This is a genomic window from Streptococcus sp. HMSC074F05 (assembly GCF_001808725.1).
GTDB lineage: Bacteria > Bacillota > Bacilli > Lactobacillales > Streptococcaceae > Streptococcus > Streptococcus parasanguinis_I.
On sequence record NZ_KV794411.1, the window covers coordinates 152,621 to 173,716 of the forward strand.

Genomic DNA, 21,096 nt, shown 5'->3' on the forward strand with positions numbered 1-21,096 from the left:
TTTTCTCAGTTTTTTTTATTTTTACGAATAATAAAAGTGAGAGGAGGTTTCTTATGGAGGATATCATCGAAAAAATCAAAGAATATAAGCTCTTTTTAGCTCTTACTGCTATCGGACTCTTACTTGGAGGGTATTTTCTTTTTCATCGACCTCAGTCAAGTGCATCCACCATACCGGATCTTTATCAGTCTTCGAGTTCAACTTCGAGCAAAGAAAAGGTGCAGACCGCTAGTTCCAAAGAAGAAAAGACGGCGACTTCTGTGTCTGATGCACCTGAGATCATTACGGTCGATGTCAAAGGAGCCGTCAAACAACCAGGTGTCTATGAGTTGCGCTCCAATAGCAGAGTCCACGATGCCATTTATAAGGCAGGCGGGATGACAGCAGATGCCAATAGCCAATCGGTCAACTTGGCGCAAAAACTCACCGATGAAGCAGTGATCTATGTTGCTAAAGAAGGGGAGGATGTTCCAGCACTTGGAAGTTCAGAAAGTCCTGCAACTTCGTCAGCGCCAGCAGAAAAAACAGGCAAGGTCCATTTAAATCGAGCAACCGAATCAGATCTCCAGACAGTATCAGGCATTGGCCAGAAACGTGCCCAGGATATTATCGCCTATCGCGAAGCAAATGGTCCTTTTCGATCAGTGGATGATCTGAAGAATGTTTCAGGAATCGGAGAGAAAACACTGGAGAAACTAAGAGATGCTTTCACGGTGGATTAAAGACCTTCCTTTTTCGCTTATCCATCTCGCCTTTGTGCTCCTATGGCTGTATTTTAGTATCTATCAACCATCTTGGCTTTCGATCAGCGGTCTAGTAGTAGTGGGAGTTTTAGCGCTTCATCACTATAAAGGGGATCGCTCAAGTTTGCTAGGGCTTGCTTTAGCAACCCTTTGTTTTGCGGCTTTCTTTGTCTTTCAGCGACTACAGGATCATCCAGTACAAGCAGAAAGTCAGCCCCCATCCCACTTACGACTGATTCCAGATACCATCAAGATCAATGGGGACGCCCTGTCTTTTCGTGCTAAAAATCAGGGAAGAACCTACCAAGTCTTCTACACTTTAAAATCAGAAAAAGAAAAACAGCAGTGGCAAAGTCAAACCCACTTGCTGGAGTTGACATATAAAGGTGTTATAGAGGAACCAGAAGGGCAGCGAAATTTTAGAGGATTTGACTATCGGTCTTATTTGCAAACACAGGGGATTCACTATCAAATAAAAATTGAAGCGATCCAATCCGCACTTCCCATCCAAACGTGGAATGTTTTTGACTGGCTATCTAAATGGAGGCGCCAAGCTATTGTTTGGAGCAAGGAGCACTTTCCGCAACCGATGAACCAGTATATGACCGGCCTTCTTTTTGGCTATTTAGATACGGATTTTGAAGAGATGGATCAGCTTTACACGAGTTTGGGAATCATCCATTTATTCGCCTTATCTGGGATGCAGGTCGGCTTTTTCATTAATGGGATCCGGAAAGCTCTCTTACGTCTAGGAATCTTGCAAGAGACAGTCGATATCTGGATGGTTCCAATTTCTTTGGTCTATGCTGGCTTGACAGGTTTTTCAGTTTCAGTGGTTCGTAGTCTCTTGCAGAAGATCCTCTCTCAAAAGGGGATCCGAGGGATGGAGAATATGGCGATGACCTTGATGATCTTAATGGTGCTCATGCCCAAGTTTCTTCTGACAGCTGGAGGGGTCTTGAGTTGTGCCTACGCCTTTATTTTGACCTTGGTAGATACCAGTTCTTATTCAGGACTGAAAAAGCTACTAGTGGAAAGTTTCTGGATTAGCCTGGGAATTTTGCCCCTTTTGACCTATTACTTTAGTGTCTTTCAACCGTGGTCACTCCCTTTAACCTTCCTCTTTTCTTTCTTATTTGACCTTGTCCTTCTTCCAGGTTTAACGGTGCTATTTATCTTATCGATTCTAAAGCCCCTTACAATTTTTAACAGTTTCTTTCTTCTCATAGAGGAGTGTATTCGTTGGATTTCAAAGCTCACGTCGCTACCTTTGGTATTTGGTCAGCCGACGGGACCAGCTCTGATTGCTCTCTTCCTTCTTTTAGGAATCTTGTATGATCTTCGAAAGCAAAAAAAACGTCGTTTCCTGTTAATAGGCATGATTCTACTCATCTTTTGTTGGACCAAGCATCCTTTAGAAAATGAGATTACCATGGTGGATATCGGTCAAGGAGATAGTATCTTTTTACGCGATTGGAAAGGAAGAACCATATTGATTGATGTCGGAGGACGTGTCACTTTTAAAAGTGGAGAAAAGTGGCAAGAGCGCAGTCAATCTGCCAATGCGGATCAAACCTTGATTCCCTATCTCAAGAGTCGAGGTGTTGGAAAACTTGATGCTTTGGTCTTGACTCATACAGACCAGGACCATATGGGTGATATGGTGGAGGTTGCCAAACAAATCCCAGTTAAAAAAGTGTATGTCAGTCCAGGTAGTCTAACTAATTCTCAATTTCGAGAGAAATTGCAACAGCTTCATAGTCCGATTAAAGTAGTCCAGAGAGGAGATCAACTACCTATTTTTGATCATCATCTAGAAGTCTTATCCCCTGATGAAGTGGGGGATGGTAAAAATGATGATTCGATTGTCCTCTATGGGCAGTTCTTTCAGAAACGATTTTTGTTCACGGGTGATTTGGAAGAAGCTGGAGAGAAAAAACTATTGAAAAACGATCCACAATTACAAGTAGATGTCTTGAAAGTAGGCCACCACGGTTCTAAAGGTTCCTCTAGTGATGTGTTTTTAGATCAGTTACATCCTCAGTTGGCCTTGATCTCTGTTGGAAAGAAAAATCGCTACCAACATCCCCATAAAGAATTGCTCGATCGTCTAGAGGAACGCTCTATTTCTTATCTTCGTACCGATGAAAGGGGAGCAATTCGCTTGATTGGGTGGGACCATTGGAGGGTAGAAACGGTCCACTAGAGACGAGGAGAGGTTTGCTTTCTATGCTGAAAATTGCTATTATAGAAAGTGAAATCAATGTAAAGGTAGAATCGTATGAACGCATTTAAGCAATTTTGGATACAGTATGCAGATTTTTCAAGTAAGACCAGTCGGGCCCATTTTTGGCTAGCTTTTTTCTGGAATTCCCTGATTTCTTTGCCTCTTTGGGTTTTTTACATCGTGACCTCTTTATCCCATCAAAATGCTCAAGAAACGCTCAATTTTTCAACTGTTCATTCTAAGACAGGTTTATGGGCGCTCGCTTTCTTAGCATTCTTTTACTTCCTCATTTTAGTACCCAGTCAAGCCATTTGTGTACGTCGCTTGCGGGATGCGGGAATCCATTGGTCTTGGATCTTTTTGAACCTTGGACCGGTTCTGCTCTATTTGTTGACGGGGCTAGATATTTTCCTATTTCTTTGGGGGATTACAGTTATTTCTCTCTTGATTCTTATGATGCTTCCAGGGAAAAACACCTTCCCACAACCAGTAGAGACTCCTATGGGAGTGGCTTCTGAACCACAGGTCACAGCGCCAGGTGGGAGCTTTGGCGGCAACTCGTTTGAGCAAATCCCTAATTTTGTAGCAGCACCTGATTTATCTGATGAAAAACCACCATTGGAACAAAGAATGGCTGCTGAACACGAAATCCACTAGACTGATAGAGATAAGAGAGTTTCATGCAAGCAATTACCGACACTAGACATCTGACGGTTCAAACTCTGCCTCCTATTCTTGTCTTGACGGGTGAGGATGTAGGTCAATTTGAATGGTTAAAAAAAGACATTTTAAAAAAAATAGGCTATGATCCCTCAGATTTGAATTATTCTTATTTTGATATGAAGGAAGCCTCCTATGCTGAGGTCGAGCTGGATTTGGTCAGTCTTCCTTTTTTTGCAGATGAAAAAATCGTGATTTTGGACCACTTATTGGATCTAACCACTGCCAAAAAACGCAATTTAACAGATGAAGATCTGAAGCAATTTGAAAACTATCTGGAAAATCCTTCTGAATCGACCCGTTTGGTGATATTTGCAGAAGGAAAATTAGATAGTAAGCGCCGCTTGGTCAAACTCCTAAAACGGGATGCCCAGATCATTGAAGCGACCACTCCTAAAGAGCAAGATTTAAAGCGTTATTTTTCTGGTCAGGCGCAAGAATTGGGCTTACACTTTGTGGGCGATTCCTTGGACCAGCTGCTCTTAAAATCTGGCTATGATTTTGGAGAGTTACAGAAGAATCTCGCTCTATTGCAGGCTTACAAAGAAGATGGTCAGATTACCCTCCAAGATATCGAGGAGGTTGTTCCAAAGTCCTTGCAAGATAATATTTTTGATCTGACACAGATGATTCTCAAACGCCAAATCGATCAAGCCCGGAATTTGGTTAAGGATCTCCGCTTACAAGGAGAAGATGAGATAAAATTGATCGCTATTCTGTTGGGGCAATTCCGAATGTTTTCTCAAGTTAAAATTTTCTCAGAAGAAGGCCAATCCGAAAGCCAAATTGTAGCGAGCTTGTCGGACTTGTCAGGACGCAAGGTCAATCCTTACCAGGTGAAGTTTGCCTTACGGGATAGCCGCAGGCTTTCCCTATCCTTTTTGAAGCAGGCTATGATGACTTTCATCGAGACGGATTTTGCGATTAAAAGTGGAACATATGAAAAAGACTACTTATTTGATTTGGCCCTGTTGAAAGTAGCGAATAGCGTCTAAATACGAATGAAATCGCAAGCAGATTAGTTGAATAATTTAGCTGTTTGAGTTATCATCAAGTCAGTAATAAAGAAAAGAGGACCATAAAATGGCTATCATTTTACCAGAATTACCATATGCTTATGATGCATTGGAACCTTATATCGATGAAGAAACCATGCATTTGCACCATGATAAACACCATCAAACATATGTAAACAATGTGAATGCAGCTCTTGAAAAACATCCTGAAATTGGAGAAGACCTTGAAAGCTTGTTAGCTGATGTTGAATCCATTCCAGCTGACATTCGCCAAGCTGTGATCAACAATGGTGGTGGTCATTTGAACCACGCTCTTTTCTGGGAATTGATGACTCCAGAACAAACAGCTCCTTCAGCAGAACTTGCTGCAGCGATTGATGCTACATTTGGTTCATTTGAAGACTTCAAAGCAGCCTTCACAGCAGCAGCAACGACACGTTTTGGTTCTGGCTGGGCATGGTTGGTTGTTAACAAAGAAGGCAAACTCGAAGTAACTTCAACAGCAAACCAAGATACACCAATCTCTGAAGGTAAAACACCAATCCTTGGTTTGGATGTTTGGGAACATGCCTACTATGTAAAATACCGTAACGTACGTCCTGACTACATCAAAGCTTTCTTCTCAGTGATCAACTGGAATAAAGTTAATGAATTGTTTGCAGCAGCAAAATAATAAAATGAAGGAATCTATAAGAGCAAGTATTGGCTCTTATAGATTTTTTTATTTGCATCCGAAAAATCGGAGTATAATTTCTTGCGTTTGGTCAGGAAAATGATACACTAGTAGGAGTGTGTCTTACTTGTCTGAAGCCTGGTTTGAAGGGCCTAGGCAAGGAAAAGATAAACCTTAAAATGAAAACTGAAACATTCAGGGAGAAATGAAATGACTAGTATTACCATTACTAAAGGAGCCGTTGAGACGCCTATCTATTTGCGGATGTTGAATCGTCATGGCTTGATTGCAGGTGCAACTGGAACAGGAAAAACGGTTACGCTCAAGGTTCTAACAGAAAAATTAAGCAAAGAAGGCATTCCGGTCTTTCTAGCCGATATCAAGGGAGATTTATCTGGCTTAGCCAAAGCCGGGCAATGGACGCCAAAACTGGAAGAACGCTACAAGCTTCTTGGGATCACAGATCCGTTTGAGCCACAAGCTTTCCCTGTTCGATTGTGGGACGTCTTTGGCCAAGCTGGTCATCCTGTTCGTGCGACTGTCGAAGGGATGGGGTCATTGCTTCTGTCTCGTCTGCTTGATTTGAATGAAACCCAATCAGGAATTCTCGCAATTGTCTTTAAAGTAGCCCAAGAGAAAGATTGGCCTTTGACTGATTTGAAGGACCTGCAAAGCCTTTTAAAGGAAGTCTATGAACACAGTTCAGACTATTCGGCCCAATATGGCAATATCACCAAACAATCTGTCGGAGCGATCCAAAGAAGTCTCTTGGTTCTTGAAGAAGAAGGAGCAGACCAATTTTTCGGAGAGCCCGCACTTGATTTAAATGACTTCATGCAACTCGATGCATCTGGTCGTGGTTATATCAATATTCTTTCGGCTACAAAGCTCTTTCATTCACCAAAATTGTACTCAACCTTTTTGATTTGGATGCTGTCTCGTCTTTTTGAAACACTTCCAGAGGTTGGGGATCCTGAAAAGCCAAAACTGGTCTTCTTCTTTGATGAAGCGCATCTCCTCTTTAAGGATGCAAGCAAGCTCTTTCTTGAGAAGGTCGAGCAAGTGGTACGCCTGATTCGTTCGAAGGGTGTAGGGATTTACTTTATTACCCAGAATCCTCAAGATCTTCCAGAATCTGTTTTGGCACAGCTTGGAAATCGTGTTCAGCATGCGCTTCGAGCTTATACACCAAAAGAAATGAAGGCAATTAAGGTTGCTGCCCAAAGTTTTCGTCCGAATCCAGATTTTGATACAGAAACAGTGATCACAGAATTAGGGACAGGGGAAGCCTTGGTTTCTTTCCTCAATGAGAAGGGGCAGCCTAGTGTGGTTGAGCGTGCTTATATTCTCTCTCCTCAATCGAGTTTTGACCTCTTAAATGAGAGTGAACAATTGGCCTTGATCACGACATCGCCTTTCCATCAAAAGTATGCGACGACGATTGATCGAGAATCTGCCTATGAAAAATTAGCAGCTAAAGCAAGCAAGGAAGCAAAAGAAAAAGAGCAAAAAGAAGCAGAAAAGGAAGAGGCTGCAGCAGATAAGGCGGCTCAAAAACGTAGTCCGGGTCGTCCAAGAAAATCTAGTCTTGAAAAGGCAAAAGATTCCTTCTTGAGTTCCTTATTCCGGACGATTGCGCGTGAGATCGCTAAGCTAATTATGGGCTCCTTTAAACGGAAATAAGCCTTTTATGAAAAGAAAAAAACTTTTTAAAAAGAAACCGTTTTCTCTTTCTGATAATTCTTGTTATTTTCAGTAGAATCTTTTATAATTAATCTCGTATGAAAAAATATTTTAATCTACGCTCGATCATGATTGCGGTCAGTATTTTATTGTGCTTAGTGGGAACAAGCGCACTGGGCTACTTGCATGTTACGCAACCAACAGCATCAGCAATTGAAAAAAAAGCAAAGAAAACAAAAGAAGCAAAAGAACAAGATATCGAAAAGTCTACCCCTGAGACGAAAAAACCACGTGTCAAATCTCCTGAAGCTAAGCAAGCAGTAGTAGATGCAGACATGGAAACGATGAGTGCTTATGGCCTTGTCTATGATTATGCTAATAAGGGTTTGGTAGAGGTTGTTCAGGATTTCCTAGCGGAAAGTGGGATTGATCCGTCACAAGTTGCCTTCACGTATCGCAATGCCATTACTGGAGAGCAATTTGCCATGAATGATCTTCAACCAATGACGGCAGGTAGTACCTATAAGCTACCCTTGAACATGTTGGTGGTGGATGAAGTTGCAAAGGGCAAACTGAATTTAACAGACCGATTTGACATTACCAATACCTACTATGAATATGTAGGGGAGCATGACAATTACGTTGCTGCCTTTGATGGAGCTATGTCTATCCCTGATATGCAGCGCTATTCATTGGTTTACTCTGAAAATACCCCAGCCTATGCTTTGGCAGATCGTTTAGGAGGCATGGAGCAAGCGCGTAAGTTGTTCAGTCGCTATGGTCAATCTCGTTCACCAGAGGTTAAAACCTTTAGCGAAGATAATAAAACGACAACGGATTATTACATCCATGTCTTGGAATATCTTTGGAATCATCAAGAAAAATATGCAGATTTACTAGAACTGATCGGGGAGTCTTTCCCAGGTGAGTACTATAAAAAATTCTTGCCAGATTTGGTGATTCAACAAAAACCAGGGTATGTTGCTGAAGCACTTAATGTGGATGCGATTGTCCATGAATCGACTCCTTATTTGGTTGCTATCTACACTGCAGGACTTGGAGGGACGACTCCAGAAAGTTCTGAAATCAGTGGCGTTGGTCTTTATCAATTGGGACAATTGGCTTATGTTATCAATGAATGGCATCGTGTCAATATGAATGAATAATCGACAAAAGGTCTGAGTTTTGCTCAGACCTTTTATTCTATCAAAGTAGGATGAAATTCACTTGGTGTTTCTAATTACTTTTCTGTTCTAAAGAGACTTCTTTCCCTTTTCTATAAAAAGTATGTTATACTACTAATAGTAATAAGAGGAAGTATAGACATGATTACAAAGGAAGATTACCAGTTGCTCCGCTCGCATCCAGCCTTTTCTGCGCTACCAGTGGAGCTATTTGATAAATTAGCTGTTGAAATTCATGCCAGGGATATCCCTAAAGGACAAATTTTATTTTATGCAGGAGATAGGCGGGAGCGCATTTTTCTTCTGACAAAAGGCTTTGCTCGTATTGAGCAATTTGATTCGTCTGACCAATTCTCCTATATGGATTATATTAAGAAGGGGGCTCTGTTCCCTTATGGTGGGATGTTCCAGGATGAGCGTTACCACTATACAGCTAGTGCGGTGACGGATTTGCGTTGTTTCGTGATTCCCGTCAATCTCTATGAATTATATGCCCAAGAGAGCAAGGAGCAGTTGCTCTTTATTATGAGAAAGCTCTCCTCCATCTTAGAATTTCAAGAGTTGCGCTTGCGCAATGTCGTGACAGCTAGTGCCAGTGAGCGCGTGATTCAATCCTTAGCCATTCTGTGCAAGGACTATGAAGGTCTAGGAAATCAGCTTCCATTTCCAATTAGTATGAAGGAAATGGCCAAATTAGCAGCCACAACTAGAGAAACCGTCAATCAAGTTTTAAAGAAACTCATCGATTCTCATAAGATCCAGTATGAGAGAAAACAACTAACTTTTCTAGATACAGCCTACTTTTTAAAAAGTTTTGAAGAGATCAACTAATTCGTTGATCTTTTTTTATTTTTTACAAAAAAATATATATTCATAAAAATAATATAAAAGGCAAAATATGCAAAGAAAACGCTTCATATTAACTAAAAAATAGGAAGGATTCAAAAAAACGCCAAATTCTTTGCATTCAAAAAGTAGAATCCTTTGTGAAAGCGGTACCAATAAAGAATATAATAACAATTGTAATAAGCTTGTGAACAAGCTCAAAGAAAAAAGGAGGACTATAGATGTCTACACACCCAATTCATGTTTTCTCAGAAATTGGAAAACTGAAAAAAGTTTGTTTGCACCGTCCAGGTAAAGAGTTGGAAAACTTGATGCCTGACTATCTTGAACGTCTTCTTTTTGATGATATTCCATTCTTGGAAGATGCTCAAAAAGAACACGACGCATTTGCTGAAGCACTTCGTAACGAAGGAATCGAAGTACTTTATCTTGAGCAGTTGGCTGCTGAATCATTGACTTCTCCAGAAATTCGTGATCAGTTCATCGAAGAATACCTTGAAGAAGCGAACATTCGTGGACGCCAAACAAAAATTGCGATCCGTGAATTGCTTCACAGCATTGAAGACAACCAAGAATTGGTTGAAAAAACAATGGAAGGGGTTCAAAAAGCTGAACTTCCAGAAATTCCTGAAGAAGCAAAAGGATTGACAGACCTTGTTGAATCTGACTATCCATTTGCTATCGACCCAATGACAAACTTGTACTTCACACGTGACCCATTTGCAACAATTGGTAATGCAGTATCATTGAACCACATGTACGCAGATACACGTAACCGTGAAACTTTGTATGGTAAATACATCTTCAAATACCACCCAGTTTACGGTGGAAAAGTTGAACTTGTCTACAACCGTGAAGAAGATACTCGTATCGAAGGTGGAGATGAGTTGGTACTTTCTAAAGATGTATTGGCAGTTGGTATCTCACAACGTACTGATGCTGCATCAATCGAAAAATTGTTGGTAAACATCTTCAAGAAGAACGTTGGCTTCAAGAAAGTATTGGCCTTCGAATTTGCGAACAACCGTAAATTCATGCACTTGGATACAGTATTCACAATGGTGGACTACGATAAATTCACAATCCACCCAGAAATCCAAGGTAACCTTCGCGTCTTCTCTGTAACTTATGAAAACGAACAATTGAAGATCGTTGAAGAAAAAGGTGATTTGGCTGAATTGCTTGCTGAAAACCTTGGTGTTGAAAAAGTTACATTGATTCCATGTGGAGGTGGCAACGTCGTTGCTGCTGCACGTGAACAATGGAACGACGGATCAAATACTCTTACAATCGCACCAGGTGTGGTAGTAGTATACGACCGTAACACTGTTACCAACAAGAAATTAGAAGAATACGGACTTCGTTTGATTAAGATCCGCGGAAGTGAATTGGTTCGCGGTCGTGGTGGACCTCGTTGTATGTCAATGCCATTTGAACGTGAAGAAATCTAATAGAGAAGACCGAGAGCTGGTCGTTGAGGATCAGCTCTTTCTTCTTACTGATCAATACTAGAAAGAAAATAGGAGACAAATAGAATGACAAATTCAGTGTTCCAAGGACGTAGCTTCTTGGCAGAAAAAGACTTTACACGTGCTGAGTTAGAATACCTTATCGGACTTTCAGCTCACTTGAAAGACCTTAAAAAACGCAACATTGAACACCACTATCTTGCAGGTAAAAACATTGCGCTTTTGTTTGAAAAAACTTCAACTCGTACTCGTGCAGCCTTCACTACTGCAGCCATCGACCTTGGTGCTCACCCAGAATACCTTGGTGCAAACGACATCCAACTTGGTAAAAAAGAATCTACAGAAGATACTGCTAAAGTTCTTGGACGTATGTTTGACGGTATTGAATTCCGTGGTTTCAGCCAACGTATGGTTGAAGAATTAGCTGAATTCTCAGGTGTTCCAGTATGGAATGGTTTGACTGACGAATGGCATCCAACTCAAATGCTTGCAGACTACTTGACAGTTCAAGAAAACTTTGGACGTTTGGAAGGTTTGACACTTGTATACTGTGGTGATGGACGTAACAACGTTGCGAACAGCCTTCTTGTAACAGGTGCTATCCTTGGTGTGAACGTACACATCTTCTCACCAAAAGAACTCTTCCCAGAAAAAGAAATCGTTGAATTAGCAGAAGGATTTGCAAAAGAAAGTGGCGCTCATATCTTGATCACTGAAGATGCCGACGAAGCAGTGAAAGGTGCAGACGTACTTTACACTGACGTTTGGGTATCAATGGGTGAAGAAGACAAATTTGCAGAACGTGTTGCCCTTTTGAAACCTTACCAAGTAAACATGGATTTGATTAAGAAAGCTGATAACGAAGACTTGATCTTCTTGCACTGCTTGCCAGCCTTCCACGATACAAATACTGTTTACGGTAAAGATGTTGCTGAAAAATTCGGCGTAGAAGAAATGGAAGTTACTGACGAAGTGTTCCGCAGCAAATATGCTCGTCAATTTGACCAAGCTGAAAATCGTATGCACACAATTAAAGCGGTTATGGCAGCTACTCTTGGTAACTTGTACATTCCAAAAGTTTAAGACTTTATAACCGTATACCAACAGCTATAGGGGCTGGACTGCTAGCTTTAGTCCTGCCCCTATTTTTTATAGAAAGGGAAAACTTATGTCAAGAAAAATCGTCGTTGCTTTGGGAGGAAATGCTATTCTCTCATCTGATCCTTCTGCTCAAGCTCAACAAGAAGCGCTTGTAGAAACAGCAAAACACTTAGTCAAATTAATCAAAAACGGGGATGACTTGATCATCACTCACGGAAATGGTCCTCAAGTAGGGAACCTCTTGCTTCAACACTTAGCTGCAAATTCTGAAAAGAACCCAGCTTTCCCACTTGATTCTTTAGTTGCTATGACCGAAGGAAGCATTGGCTACTGGCTTCAAAATGCTCTTCAAAATGCTCTTCATGAAGAAGGAATCGAAAAAGATGTGGCTTCTGTTGTGACACAAGTCGTTGTTGATAAGAACGACCCAGCTTTCGTTAACCTCAGCAAACCAATCGGTCCATTCTACTCAGAAGAAGAAGCAAAAGCAGAAGCTGAAAAAACAGGAGCAACTTTCAAAGAAGATGCTGGTCGTGGCTGGCGTAAAGTCGTTGCTTCACCAAAACCAGTGGATATCAAAGAAATCAATACCATCCGTACTTTGTTGAACGACGGTCAAGTCGTTGTGGCAGCCGGTGGTGGCGGTATCCCAGTTGTGAAAGAAGCAGATGGTAGCTTATCTGGTGTTGAAGCTGTTATCGATAAAGACTTTGCATCTCAACGTTTGGCTGAATTAGTAGAAGCAGACCTCTTCATCGTCTTGACTGGTGTCGATTATGTCTTTGTGAACTACAACAAACCAGACCAAGCAAAATTGGAACATGTTAATGTGGCTCAATTGGAAGAATATATCAAACAAGACCAATTTGCACCAGGAAGCATGCTTCCTAAAGTGGAAGCTGCGATTGCCTTTGTCAATGGTCGCCCAGAAGGAAAAGCAGTTATTACATCACTTGAAAACCTTGGCGCTTTAATTGAGTCTGAAAGTGGGACAATCATCCAAAAAGACTAATGAAAAATTAGGAAAAAACTAGTATTTTAAAGCTTATTGTGATAGAATAAATCTATAGGTAAGCGTTTTACAAGATGCTCTTGTAAAACATCACTCACACTTTGTTGCGTTAGGAGGAAGACAAATGAGTGAAAAAACGAAAAAAGGATTTAAGATGCCTTCATCTTTTTCCGTATTGTTAATTATCATTGCTATTATGGCAGTGTTAACTTGGATTATTCCAGCTGGTCAATACAAGGTTGACGATGCAGGTGCTATCATTGCAGGTAGTTATGAATCTGTAAAAGCACATCCTCAAGGAATTTGGGATGTTTTGATGGCCCCAATCAATGCCATGCTTGGTAAAGCACCAACTAGTGCAGCGATTGACGTAGCCTTCTTCATCTTGATGGTCGGTGGTTTCCTTGGAGTTGTGAACGAAACAGGTACCCTTGATGTAGGGATTGCTTCTATCGTTCGTAAATACAAAGGCCGCGAAAAAATGTTGATTTTGATCTTGATGCCATTGTTTGCCCTTGGTGGTACAACTTATGGTATGGGTGAAGAAACCATGGCCTTCTATCCACTTCTTGTACCTGTTATGATGTCCGTTGGTTTTGACAGCTTGACAGGGGTAGCCATTATCCTCTTAGGATCCCAAATCGGATGTTTGGCGTCAACATTGAACCCATTTGCGACAGTTATCGCTTCTGATACTGCAGGTATCTCAAGTGCTTCAGGTCTCTTGCTTCGTGTGATCTTCTGGATCGTATTGACAGGACTTAGCACATACTATGTATACCGTTATGCAGATAAGGTTCAAAAAGACCCAACCAAATCTCTCACCTATGCAACTCGTGAAGAAGATTTGAAACACTTCAATGTTGATAGTGGCGAAGAGATTCCTTCACAAATGAACAAGAAACAAAAACGTGTCTTGGTCGTCTTCATCTCAACATTCGTTATCATGGTTGCTGGATTTATCCCATTCAAAGATTTGGGTATTAAATTCTTTGAAACCTTCAACGAATCTCTCCATAAAATTCCAGTACTTGGTCAATTGATCGGTAACACAGATGCTCTTGGTACATGGTACTTCCCACAAACAGCTATGCTCTTTGCCTTCATGGGAATCCTCGTTGGTATCATTTATGGCTTGAAAGAAGATAAAATCATTTCATCTTTCATGAATGGTGCAGCTGACCTCTTGAGTGTTGCTCTTATCGTAGCGGTAGCACGTGGTATCCAAGTCATCATGAACGACGGTATGATCACTGCGACAATTCTTCACTGGGGTGAAGAAGGACTGAAAGGTCTTTCATCTCAATTGTTCATTGTCTTGACTTACATTTTCTACTTGCCAATGTCATTCTTGATCCCATCATCATCTGGTCTTGCCAGTGCAACAATGGGTATCATGGCACCTCTTGGTAAATTCGTCAATGTACCAGGTAGCTTGATTGTCACAGCTTACCAATCTGCATCTGGTGTCTTGAACTTGATCGCACCAACTTCAGGTATCGTAATGGGAGCTCTTGCTCTTGGACGTGTTGACTTGAGTGCATGGTGGAAATTCATGGGTAAATTGGTCGTAGCGATTGTTGTGATCACCATTGCCCTTCTTCTACTAGGAACTGTGGTTCCATTCTTGCAATAGAATAAAGTAGGTGTTTCATGAAAAATAGAATAAAGAACGATGTAAAAGAGCAGTTTTTAAACTCGCTTCAAACCATCATTTCTTACCCTTCTATATTAAATGAAGGGGAAAATGGAACACCGTTTGGACAAGCTATCCAAGATGTCCTAGAAAAAACCTTAGAGCTTGCTCGAGAATTAGGTTTTCAAACATATATAGATCCTGAAGGATACTATGGATATGCAGAGATCGGTCAGGGGGAAGAACTCCTGGCCGTTCTTTGTCACTTGGATGTTGTTCCAGCCGGTGATCTAAAAGATTGGCAAACGCCACCTTTTGAAGCGACCATTGTCGGTGATTATTTAGTAGGTCGTGGTGTGCAGGATGATAAGGGGCCGTCACTCGCTGCCCTCTATGCAGTTAAGAGTTTACTGGATGATGGCATCCAGTTTACCAAACGAATCCGCTTTATTTTTGGGACGGATGAAGAAACCTTGTGGCGCTGTATGAACCGCTACAACCAAATCGAAGAGCAAGCAGATCTTGGATTTGCACCGGATTCTTCTTTCCCATTAACCTATGCTGAAAAAGGCTTATTACAAGTGAAATTGCATGGTCCAGGTTGGGATGATCTTCCCTTACAGGCTGGTCAGGCCCTCAATGTTGTTCCAGACAAGGCGACCTATGCTTGTCATCGTTTGGAAGAGTTGCTTCCTGTTTTGGATCAAAGTGAGGTTCAGTATAGCCAAACAGAAGATTCTGTAACTGTTTTGGGTGTTTCCAAGCACTCTAAAGATGCAGCTGAAGGAGTGAATGCTATTGTCGGTTTAGCGGAAAGTTTATCCCTCATCCAACCCCATCCAGCTTTGCTCTTTATCGCAGATGCAGTTGGTGAGGATGCAACTGGTGAGGCTCTATTTGGCCCTATTTCAGATGAACCAAGTGGCGATCTTTCCTTTAATCTTGCGACCCTTGTGATCGATCAAGAACAATCGGAAATCGGGATTGATATCCGGATCCCCGTCTTAGCAGATAAGGATGCCTTGGTAGCTCGTTTGCAAGAAATTGCAGCTAGCTATCAGTTGGAATATGAAGAGTTTGATTATCTGGCTCCTTTATATGTTCCTTTGGATAGTCCTTTAGTCAGCTCTTTGATGGCCGTCTATCAGGAAGAAACTGGTGATAAGACACCAGCTATGTCTTCTGGTGGTGCGACATTTGCGCGGACAATGGGAAATTGTGTCGCTTTTGGGGCTCTTTTCCCAGGTGCAGAACAGACCGAGCACCAAGCCAATGAACGAGCAAAAATTGACGATCTCTATGCTGCGATGGAAATCTATCGAGAAGCCATTCAACGCTTAGCTACAACATAAAAAGTTTGGAAACTTGGTTTCCAAACTTTTTATTTACTAAAGAAGAAGGGTGGGGTGAATTCTTTTAATTTTTCAAAGCAATCCAAAGCTCCTTGGTTGTCTTCGCAGATAACCAAACAGACATCATCTCCACAGATGGTGGCTACAATTTCTTGGAGTTCCAATGCATCTAAGATAGCTCCAAAGGATTGGGCAAGACCTGGAAGAGTTTTTACAACGACCTGGTTTTGAACGGGCCGTAACATGACTAAGGCATCTTCCATATACATCCGCAGGCGCTTTTCCCAACGGGAAGGAGCGATGGTGTTCATGGCATAGTAGGAACTATCCCCCTCGTTAATTTTCACTAGATTCAAGGATTTGACATCCCGTGAAAGGGTGGACTGGGTAACGAGAACGCCATTGGCTTCTAAGGCTTCTTGGAGTTCTTGTTGGGTATGAATCCTACGCTCAGAAATGATCGAGCGGATCAAGCGGTGGCGACTTTCAATTTTATTCATGAGAGACTCCTTTACTTGATGAACATGGCATCCCCAAAGCTGAAGAAACGGTAGCGTTCTTGAATAGCATGGTGGTATGCTTCGAGGGTTAATTCACGGCCAGCAAAGGCAGAAACCAACATGACCAGAGTTGATTTTGGAAGGTGGAAGTTGGTTGAAAAGGCATCGACGACTTTCCATTCATAACCTGGTTTGATAAAGATATTGGTCCAACCTGAATCGGCTTGGATATCTCCATCAAATTTATTGCCAATCGTTTCAAGGGTTCGAATAGAAGTCGTTCCGACGGCCACGATGCGTTTTCCTGCAGCTTTTACCTGACGAAGGGTCGCAGCAGCTTCTTCAGAAAGTTGGTAGAATTCAGAGTGCATCTCATGGTCTTCAAGATTGTCCACGGATACTGGACGGAAGGTTCCTAGGCCTACATGAAGGGTCAAATAGACCAGGTGAACCCCTTTTGCTTCAATCTTTTGGAGCAATTCTTGGGTGAAATGAAGACCTGCCGTTGGAGCTGCAGCAGAACCATTTTCTTTGGCGTAAACGGTTTGGTAACGTTCGCGGTCAGCAAGCTTTTCGTGAATATAGGGAGGAAGTGGCATTTCACCAAGGCTTTCCAAAACTTCTAAAAAGATCCCTTGGTAGTGGAAGCGAACGATGCGGCCTCCGTGTTCCAATTCTTCCTCGACAGTTGCGGTCAAACGACCATCTCCGAAGATGACTGTAGCCCCTACCTTTAAGCGTTTTGCAGGTTTTGCCAAGACTTCCCAACAGTCATCTTGCGTATTTTTAAGGAGAAGGAATTCGACGTGACCACCTGTTTCTGGTTTGACTCCATGAAGACGGGCAGGGAGAACGCGCGTATTGTTCATGACAAGAGCATCTCCTGGCTCCAATTCATCCAAAATTGCATCAAAATGACGGTCTTGGAATTGCCCTGTTTTTCGATTAAGGATCAAGAGTTTAGAGGCATCTCGTTTTTCAAGAGGGGTTTGGGCAATCAGTTCTTCAGGCAAATCAAAGTCAAAGTCGTTGGTATTCATTTGCGCTCCTTTTATACTAAATTTGTGAGTAGATAGATGGTAGTCCCGACCGCTAAGAGCATCAGGCAGATTCCCATCAAAAAGATCAGGACCTTGAGAATCTTTCTTTGATGAATCAAGAAAGATAAGAGAAAGACAAGGAGTCCGATCAAAAAAATGATGAATAATAGTGATACAATCATACCTTTCATTATATCACGAATCGACTTGAAAATGAAAAAAATGCCAGAAAAAGATAGCGGTTTCACTTGACAAAAATTGGTCTATACCATATAATAAAAGCATAGAGAAATAGGAGGTCTATCCAATGAAAATTATTGAAGTAAAGGACCAAATTGAGGGTGGAAAAGTTGCCTTTGATATATTGAAAGAAACTTTAAAGGAAGGTGCTCAAACCTTAGGTCTTGCGACTGGAAGCAGTCCCCTTGAGTTTTATAAACAAATTCGTGAAAGTGATCTGGATCTGTCTAATCTAATCAGTGTGAACTTAGATGAATACGTAGGATTGACGGGAGATGATCCTCAATCTTATCGGTATTTCATGGAGAAAAATCTCTTTGATGCCAAACCATTCAAAGAAAGCTATCTCCCATCAGGTGTAGAAGAATCTGCCGATCAAGAAGTGATCCGTTATAACAAAATACTCGAAGAGCATCCAGTGGACCTCCAAATCTTGGGAATCGGACGCAATGGGCATATCGGTTTTAATGAGCCAGGGACATCCTTTGATAGTCAGACCCACTTAGTTCAGTTGGATGACTCTACCATTGAGGCCAATTCTCGTTTCTTTGATAAGATCGAAGATGTACCAACCCAAGCCATTTCGATGGGGATTGCCAATATCTTAGCTGCGAAATCAATTGTCTTGTTTGCTTATGGGGAATCAAAAGCCCAAGCAATCAAAGGTACAGTAGAGGGTGAAAGGACAGAAAAAGTGCCAGCTAGTGCCCTTCAAGGACATCCAAATGTGACCATTATTGCGGATAAGGAAGCCTTGAGCTTGTTAAGTCGATAAAAAACAGGACCTATCGCCGATTTATTCGGGCCAGATAGGTTTTTTTCTGCTTCAAAATATGGTACAATACAAGTAATTATCTGCTGGGATTAGCTCTTTTCATCTACTGGGAGACAAGAGGAAAGGGCATGAGGGCTAGAAGCTTATTTTAGCCTCCAGCTGATTAGTCTGTTATAAAGGAAAAGTTTATGATAAAAAAATATTTGATCCATATTTGCCTCCTTATGAGTCTCTTATGCCAGCCAATTCTAGCGAGTGCGGATGAATTGGTGGATATGGCGCAAAAGATGTATCCAAATGACAATGTCCAAGCCATTAACCGTCCACATTCTTCGCTTATTATTGACGGAAATACGGGCAATGTTCTTTGGAAAGACAATATCGATGAAGTCAGAGATCCTGCCAGCATGAGTAAGCTCATGACGCTCTATCTCTTGTTTGAAGATATGGCAAATGGCAAGATCAGTAAGGATACAGTGATCAAGGCGACCGCTTCAGACCAAGCGATCGGAAAGATCTATGAGATCTCCAACAATAATATTGTTGCTGGGGTAGACTACACAATTCCTGAGTTGATTACCATGACAGTGGTTCCATCCTCAAATGTATCGACCCTCATGTTGGCCAATCTCATGTCCAACAATGATCCAGATGCCTTTATCGAGCGCATGAATGCCAAGGCTAAGGAATTAGGGATGACCAATACGGTCTGGAATAACCCGAGTGGGGCGGCCATCTCCACCTTGCAGGGCTACTATCAGGTCAACAATTATCCAAATGATGCGGCCAACCAGACAACTGCGCGTGATTTAGGGATTCTGGTTTATCATTTTATCAATCAATACCCAGATATTTTAAACTATACCAATCAAGCACAAGTCACGGTCAAAAAAGGGACTCCATATGAGGAAACCTTTGATACCTACAATTATTCATTGCCAGGAGCCAAGTATGCCTTGAAAGGTGTGGATGGTTTGAAAACTGGTTCAAGCCCTCGTGGAGCTTTCAACTATATCGCGACCATCAAACGGGGCAATCAGCGCTTAATTGCTGTCATTATGGGCGTAGGAGATTGGGCAGACCAAGATGGGGAATATTACCGTCACCCGTTTGGCAATGCCTTGATCGAAAAAGCCTATAAAGATTTTGGCTATAAAAAATTGCTAGATGCAGGTGTCCAGAAGATTGACGGCAAGACCTATACACTTGAAAAACCCTTCTATGCAACGGTCAAAAGAGGTGCTAAAGAACCGACCCTTGCGGTAAAAGATGGCTATCTGACAGTAGATAATGATCTCTACACCTTGTCTGAAGGTATCCGAGATGATATGAAGGTAGAAGAAGGGGCAAAGCCAGAGCTTGTCAAAGAAACAGCAAGTGGGAAAAAGCCAACGGCTAAGCACAGTAAATGGCTTTCGCTGGATCACTTCCTGATCTTGATTCCAATTCTCATTCTTGTCATCATTCTCTCGATTGAAAAACAAAGTCGTGAGAGACGCAAAAAAGAGGCTCAAAAGCGCTATAATAAAGAGTAAAATAAAACCTAACTGATTGTCAGTTGGGTTTTGTCATTGTCTCATTCCGATATTTTTAGAAAGGATTCATATGAAAAAATTCCGAAATTCTTATGCGGCTTATATGTTGCTCTATAGTTTTTATTTTATGTCCACATCTCTCTTTACGACCCTCATTTCTGTCTATTTGATGGGAAAGCACTATAGTGCAACCCAAGTGTCGACCTTGGTATCGGTTGCCTTTTTCTTATCCATGGTAGCCCAACCCTTCTTTGGTTATATCAATGAGCGATTTGGAATCGTAAAAATGACGGCCCTCAGTCTGAGTGTGATCATTGGTGGTGTCTTCGGTTTTCTTTGGGCCCCCAATCTCTTTTGGCTGACCGTTTTTTATGGGATTGTTCTGGTCTGTTTGAATGGGACAGCTCCCATGATGGAAGTATTTGCAACGCAAAGTCCATACGCTTTTGGGAAGATTCGCGTTTGGGGAACCATTGGCTACTCGGTCGGTGTCCAAATAGCCGGCTGGGTCTATCATCAGTTTAGCCCCCAAGCTGTTTATTATACGGTTTTGATCACCATTTTACTCAGCATTTTCTGTCTAAGTGCGGTTCGAATGAAGAAAAAAGAGACAGTCGTAGAAAAGGAAAAACACCCTGTCTCTATTCGTCCTCTTCTTCACAATGGACCTTATCTCTTCTTTATTGTGTTGATTGGCTTGGCTTCAGGGGTTGGAAATATTGGTCATACCTATATTCCTGAGCTACTCATGGATAGTGGTCTACCAGTTCATATTGCCTCAACAGTTGTGGCTATCTCCGTCGTAGTGGAAGCCCCCTTGATCTTTTTCTCTGATCGATTCATGGACCACTGGCCTTTACGGGTTTTGATCGCTCTTCCAATTGGAATTATTTTCGCTCAATATGCTGTCTATGCTTTTCCAAGTCCTGTCTTCTTAAAAGTGATAATGACTCTCTTAGCCAAGCATACAACAGGGATGGTTTTGATTATGGTCTCCTTACGGTTTATTGCCCAACAGGTGAATGGCAAAGACTTGGTTCTTGCCATGGCCATTGTCCAAGGAGCTCGTTATTTAGGAACCATTCTTTTACAACCCCTCGCAGCCCTCTGTATTGAAAGAGGTGGTTACCAAGTCATGAGTTTCTTTTTAGCAGGGGTTGTAGGGATCGTCTTTTTGCTGAGCTTTGCCTTAAAAATGCCCCAAGGGAAAGCTCACGGACTTTTTGGTGGCAAAGTAGACTAATGAAATTGTTAAAATTGTATGACTAATCATCGAGGAGTTGGACAGAAACACTGATTTCACAGTGTTTTGTCCAACTTTTTTGCTATTATTAAGAACTAGTG

General features: G+C 41.7%; 18 protein-coding genes. 16 read left to right on the top strand and 2 right to left on the bottom strand.

The features are described 5' to 3' along the window. Positions 1-53: 53 nt before the first annotated feature. The 13 genes from HMPREF2685_RS04485 to HMPREF2685_RS04545 all read left to right on the top strand — a co-directional run bounded on the left by HMPREF2685_RS04485 (position 54) and on the right by HMPREF2685_RS04545 (position 15,662). Complete coding sequence (locus HMPREF2685_RS04485) at positions 54-722, top strand: helix-hairpin-helix domain-containing protein (RefSeq protein WP_024056297.1); 669 nt, start codon at positions 54-56, stop codon at positions 720-722. After that, complete coding sequence (locus HMPREF2685_RS04490; protein WP_070465568.1) at positions 703-2,949, top strand: DNA internalization-related competence protein ComEC/Rec2; 2,247 nt, start codon at positions 703-705, stop codon at positions 2,947-2,949. Before HMPREF2685_RS04485 ends, HMPREF2685_RS04490 begins: the two co-directional genes overlap by 20 nt. A 75-nt stretch (positions 2,950-3,024) precedes the next feature. Further along, positions 3,025-3,627: a DUF805 domain-containing protein gene (locus HMPREF2685_RS04495; protein ID WP_070465571.1), complete on the top strand. Its 603-nt coding sequence runs from the start codon at positions 3,025-3,027 to the stop codon at positions 3,625-3,627. 23 nt (positions 3,628-3,650) lie between these two features. Then, positions 3,651-4,685: a DNA polymerase III subunit delta gene (gene holA / locus HMPREF2685_RS04500; RefSeq protein WP_003006333.1), complete on the top strand. Its 1,035-nt coding sequence runs from the start codon at positions 3,651-3,653 to the stop codon at positions 4,683-4,685. A gap of 88 nt (positions 4,686-4,773) precedes the next feature. Next, entirely contained in the window at positions 4,774-5,379 is a 606-nt protein-coding gene (gene sodA, locus HMPREF2685_RS04505) for a superoxide dismutase SodA (RefSeq protein ID WP_003006336.1), read from the top strand. A 210-nt stretch (positions 5,380-5,589) separates the two neighbouring features. After that, the gene (locus tag HMPREF2685_RS04510) at positions 5,590-7,062 is read left to right on the top strand and encodes a helicase HerA-like domain-containing protein (protein WP_070465573.1); all 1,473 of its coding nucleotides are present in this window, start codon (positions 5,590-5,592) and stop codon (positions 7,060-7,062) included. 98 nt (positions 7,063-7,160) lie between these two features. Then, complete coding sequence (locus tag HMPREF2685_RS04515; protein ID WP_042760211.1) at positions 7,161-8,228, top strand: serine hydrolase; 1,068 nt, start codon at positions 7,161-7,163, stop codon at positions 8,226-8,228. 159 nt (positions 8,229-8,387) lie between these two features. Continuing rightward, complete coding sequence (locus HMPREF2685_RS04520; RefSeq protein ID WP_024056304.1) at positions 8,388-9,077, top strand: Crp/Fnr family transcriptional regulator; 690 nt, start codon at positions 8,388-8,390, stop codon at positions 9,075-9,077. 236 nt (positions 9,078-9,313) lie between these two features. After that, on the top strand, positions 9,314-10,543 hold the full coding sequence (gene arcA / locus HMPREF2685_RS04525) for an arginine deiminase (RefSeq protein ID WP_003006347.1): 1,230 nt from the start codon (positions 9,314-9,316) through the stop codon (positions 10,541-10,543). An 84-nt stretch (positions 10,544-10,627) separates the two neighbouring features. After that, a complete protein-coding gene (gene argF / locus HMPREF2685_RS04530) occupies positions 10,628-11,644 on the top strand; it encodes an ornithine carbamoyltransferase (protein ID WP_049486412.1) in 1,017 nt (338 codons plus the stop codon). Positions 11,645-11,729: 85 nt separating this feature from the next. Then, positions 11,730-12,674: a carbamate kinase gene (gene arcC / locus HMPREF2685_RS04535; RefSeq protein ID WP_049490504.1), complete on the top strand. Its 945-nt coding sequence runs from the start codon at positions 11,730-11,732 to the stop codon at positions 12,672-12,674. Positions 12,675-12,798: 124 nt separating this feature from the next. Next, positions 12,799-14,310 carry a YfcC family protein gene (locus HMPREF2685_RS04540; protein ID WP_049497262.1) on the top strand — a complete coding sequence of 504 codons (1,512 nt, stop codon included), beginning with the start codon at positions 12,799-12,801 and terminating at the stop codon, positions 14,308-14,310. Positions 14,311-14,327: 17 nt separating this feature from the next. Beyond that, positions 14,328-15,662 (top strand): dipeptidase, encoded by a 1,335-nt coding sequence (locus HMPREF2685_RS04545; protein WP_070465576.1) that lies wholly within the window; start codon positions 14,328-14,330, stop codon positions 15,660-15,662. A 29-nt stretch (positions 15,663-15,691) separates the two neighbouring features. Here HMPREF2685_RS04545 and HMPREF2685_RS04550 read toward each other — a convergent pair whose 3' ends face one another. Together HMPREF2685_RS04550 and queA are read right to left on the bottom strand one after the other, a co-directional pair. After that, entirely contained in the window at positions 15,692-16,162 is a 471-nt protein-coding gene (locus tag HMPREF2685_RS04550) for an arginine repressor (RefSeq protein ID WP_003006364.1), read from the bottom strand. Between the two features lie 11 nt (positions 16,163-16,173). After that, positions 16,174-17,202, bottom strand: coding sequence for a tRNA preQ1(34) S-adenosylmethionine ribosyltransferase-isomerase QueA (gene queA / locus HMPREF2685_RS04555; protein WP_024055484.1), 1,029 nt, complete (start codon positions 17,200-17,202; stop codon positions 16,174-16,176). Between the two features lie 307 nt (positions 17,203-17,509). Between queA and HMPREF2685_RS04565 the strand changes: the two genes are divergently transcribed. The 3 genes from HMPREF2685_RS04565 to HMPREF2685_RS04575 all read left to right on the top strand — a co-directional run bounded on the left by HMPREF2685_RS04565 (position 17,510) and on the right by HMPREF2685_RS04575 (position 20,995). Further along, positions 17,510-18,217, top strand: coding sequence for a glucosamine-6-phosphate deaminase (locus HMPREF2685_RS04565; protein ID WP_049506139.1), 708 nt, complete (start codon positions 17,510-17,512; stop codon positions 18,215-18,217). 188 nt (positions 18,218-18,405) lie between these two features. Continuing rightward, complete coding sequence (locus HMPREF2685_RS04570) at positions 18,406-19,752, top strand: DUF1958 domain-containing protein (protein ID WP_070465580.1); 1,347 nt, start codon at positions 18,406-18,408, stop codon at positions 19,750-19,752. A 70-nt stretch (positions 19,753-19,822) separates the two neighbouring features. Continuing rightward, complete coding sequence (locus HMPREF2685_RS04575; RefSeq protein ID WP_070465581.1) at positions 19,823-20,995, top strand: MFS transporter; 1,173 nt, start codon at positions 19,823-19,825, stop codon at positions 20,993-20,995. Positions 20,996-21,096 lie beyond the last annotated feature (101 nt).